The sequence below is a fragment of the Stagnihabitans sp. genome, assembly GCF_964946895.1.
Genome location: NZ_CBBQHX010000093.1, coordinates 1 through 3,029, shown reverse-complemented (window position 1 = coordinate 3,029; position 3,029 = coordinate 1). Strand labels below are relative to the sequence as shown.

Genomic DNA, 3,029 nt, shown 5'->3' with positions numbered 1-3,029 from the left:
TCGGCGGGCAATTCCCGAATTGCCCGCTCCTAGTGTCACGACCTACCGGCCGTGCGCCCATCTGAACATCGCTTGGTCAACGAACGGCTGTTCCCGCTCATGTCCGAAATTGCAGAAACCTGATGCTGACCGACGGCTTTCCGCCCCTTACGTCGGTTCGATCCGCCGTCGACGCAGTCGGCCCAAAGCGGCCCCTGCATTACTCGAAGTGCCGCGCTGCAGCATCCCTCCAAGCCGTCATTTGAAGGGCGCTGCGGCAAAATTCGGTCATAGAGAATGCCTTGCGATTGATCCGTTTGATGTTCGAAGGAAAACAAGAAGTGGCCGTTCAGGCTGGTGCGTGGGGATGGGTGTTGACCACGCCAATAAACACGGCCGCGGTCTTAGCGGCATCAAAAGATGGCAAGCTCTGCAAATTGTTGAAAGCAAAGCGGATCGCAGGGTTTTCGGGACGCAGCGGGTCTGGAAGCTCGTCCCGAAAGATTGCCTCGGTTCGATTACTTGCTGGCAAAGCCCAAAGTCTGGGTCACTTTGCCATCCACCGTCTGGGTGAAGATCGCATAGCCGTCGACCATCACAGCGCTCCAGCCAGGTTCTGCGCCGGTTGCGGCGCGCAGGGCGGCATCATCCGGTGTGGTGATCGTGATGATCGGCTTGGAGACATCAACGGATTTCACCTCATCCGCCGAAAGCGGGCGGATGAACAGATACTCGGCCGACAAGGCACCGTCCTTCCACTTGCCGATCGTTGCCATATTGCCAGCCGGTGTGACACCAACGACAGCCGTCCACTCCCCTTCGGCAAGCGAGGGGCTGTGCTGGGTGATCTTGCCCGCGCCTTGTTTCAACATGTAGGTCAGCGCATCGACATGAGGATCGATGCCATCGGTGTGCATTCCGGCCATGTCCACCGCCACGTCAGCGCCATGATATTTGCGCATGACGTCCATGTTGGCGTTGTTCCAGCCGATGAAGTCGATCAGGTGGAAGTTGATCAGGTTGGTGGTTTCTTGCGCGTGGTCCTGGGCACGGGCCGTCGTCGCGAGGGTCGAGGCAGCCAGCAGAAGGGCAGCGGTCGTTTTCAGAAAGGTCATCTTCAGGTCTCCATCAGGTTTGCGTGAGGTGTTGGGGCGGGAAGTTTGGAAACGCCACGGGGCCAGATTGCGGGCTTGCGAAGGTTGAGGCGGCCATTGATCCATCGTGGTCAAGCTCATCTTTTGTTTCGGCACACGTGCGATCTTCGCCGGGCTGTTCTGTGATGAAGTGGAAATAGCCGCTGGACGCCGCGTAAAATAGAGATAAAGAATTGAACATCTCTATCAAGGAATTCGATGATTATTGGGGGCCCAGCTTGGACGGATTAACACTCGACCAGGTCGCAGTGTTTGTCGCCGTGGCGGACGAAGGCAGCTTTTCCGCAGCGGCACGAAAGCTCAACCGCGCGCAATCGGCGATCACCTACACGATCCAGAACCTTGAATTGCAGGCCGGAATCGATCTCTTTGACCGCTCTGCCTACAGGCCAATCCTGACCGAGGCGGGCCGTGTCCTGCTGCTCAGGGCACGGCGTGTGCTGGAGGGTGTAACCGATTTCCGTAAGCAATCCCGCGCCCTGCTGGTGGGTGTCGAAGCCCGGCTGACAATTGCAGTAGATGTGATGATGCCAGCGAGCCTGCTCACCTCCGCTTTGAAGGACTTCAACAAGACCTATCCGATGGTGGAGATGGCGCTTCTTGCCCAGCCGATGGAGGCTACACTGGCCGCTCTTCGGGACGGAAGTGCGGACATTGGCATGGTGGTCGATGTGCCGATGCCGGGGCTGATGGACGGCTTCGAGAGGATGCGCTGCGGCGAATTGGCGACGATCCTTGTGGCGGCTCCGGATCACCCGCTCGCTCAGATGCCGGACCCGATCCGTCAGGAGGATTTGCGGGACCACACCCAGATCCTCTTGTCATCCGGCGCACTCGGGGGCGCGAAGGACTGGGGTGCGCAGGCCGTCAATCGCTGGCGCGTCAACGATCTTGGTCTGCGCCACGCCCTATTGTTGGCGGGCGTCGGTTGGAGCAGCATGCCCTATCACATGGTGGAAAACGACCTCGCTTCCGGTCGTCTCGTCGCGCTGAAGCTCAGCCCCGTCAGTGCCGCCGAAGTACCGCTTCCACTGCCATTCTGCGTGGCGCATCTGTCGACCAAAGTCTTGGGCCCGGCCGGGCGCTGGCTTCTTCAACGATTGGCCGGGCAGCAAGAGTGATCATTTCGTGTTTCTTCAGGCATATGCCCCTTCGGCATTGCCCTTCACACCTGTGATATAGCTTACGATGTCATTGCCATCGGTCTCGTCGCGCCGCAAGGAGGCCACGATACGGCCGCGGCGGAAGACGACGATCCGGTCGACGAGATCAAAGACCTGACGCAGGTTGTGGCTGACCAGAACCAAAGGCACGCCGCGCTCTTTCAATCCGCGGATGATGTTTTCGACCTGCGCAGTTTCCTGCACGCCCAAGGCCGCCGTCGGTTCGTCCATGATGACCAGCTTGGAGGCAAACGCCGCCGTGCGGGCGATCGCCACACATTGCCGCTGGCCGCCCGACATGTTGCGGATCGGGTTGTCGACGTTGGGGATCTTCACCGCCGTGGTCTTCAAGGCCTCCATCGTGCGTTCCCGCATCGCCTTGCGGTCGAGCCACGAGAACGGCCCCAGCTTGAACTTGAACAGCTCTCGCCCCAGAAACAGGTTCGAGGGCACGTCCAGATCGTCGGCCAGGGCCAGGGTCTGGAACACCGTCTCGATCCCGGCCTCGCGCGCATCGAGGGGGCCGGCATGGCTGACCTCTTTCCCGTTGAAGAAGATCTGCCCCGCCGTGCGCTGCTCGACCCCGGTGATCTGGCGCACGAAGGTCGATTTGCCCGCACCATTGTCGCCGACGACGGCCACATGCTCTCCGGCGCGCAGGGTAAAGTTGGCGTCGTCCAGCGCGTGCACGCCACCGTACCGCTTGGTCAGACCGCGCGTTTCAAGAATGATG

Annotated in this window: 3 protein-coding genes; 1 reads left to right on the top strand and 2 read right to left on the bottom strand. The window is 60.3% G+C overall.

Features of this window, described 5'->3' with window-relative positions:
• Window positions 1-497: 497 nt before the first annotated feature.
• Window positions 498-1,094, bottom strand: a complete 597-nt coding sequence (locus AC1Y2B_RS23390) for a hypothetical protein (RefSeq protein ID WP_482255525.1) — start codon at window positions 1,092-1,094, stop codon at window positions 498-500.
• Between the two features lie 212 nt (window positions 1,095-1,306).
• Between AC1Y2B_RS23390 and AC1Y2B_RS23385 the strand changes: the two genes are divergently transcribed.
• The gene (locus AC1Y2B_RS23385) at window positions 1,307-2,254 is read left to right on the top strand and encodes a LysR family transcriptional regulator (RefSeq protein WP_482255524.1); all 948 of its coding nucleotides are present in this window, start codon (window positions 1,307-1,309) and stop codon (window positions 2,252-2,254) included.
• 15 nt (window positions 2,255-2,269) lie between these two features.
• Here the strand turns inward: AC1Y2B_RS23385 and AC1Y2B_RS23380 are convergent, their stop codons facing one another.
• Window positions 2,270-3,028, bottom strand: coding sequence for an ATP-binding cassette domain-containing protein (locus tag AC1Y2B_RS23380; RefSeq protein ID WP_482255523.1), 759 nt, complete (start codon window positions 3,026-3,028; stop codon window positions 2,270-2,272).
• Window position 3,029: the final 1 nt, after the last annotated feature.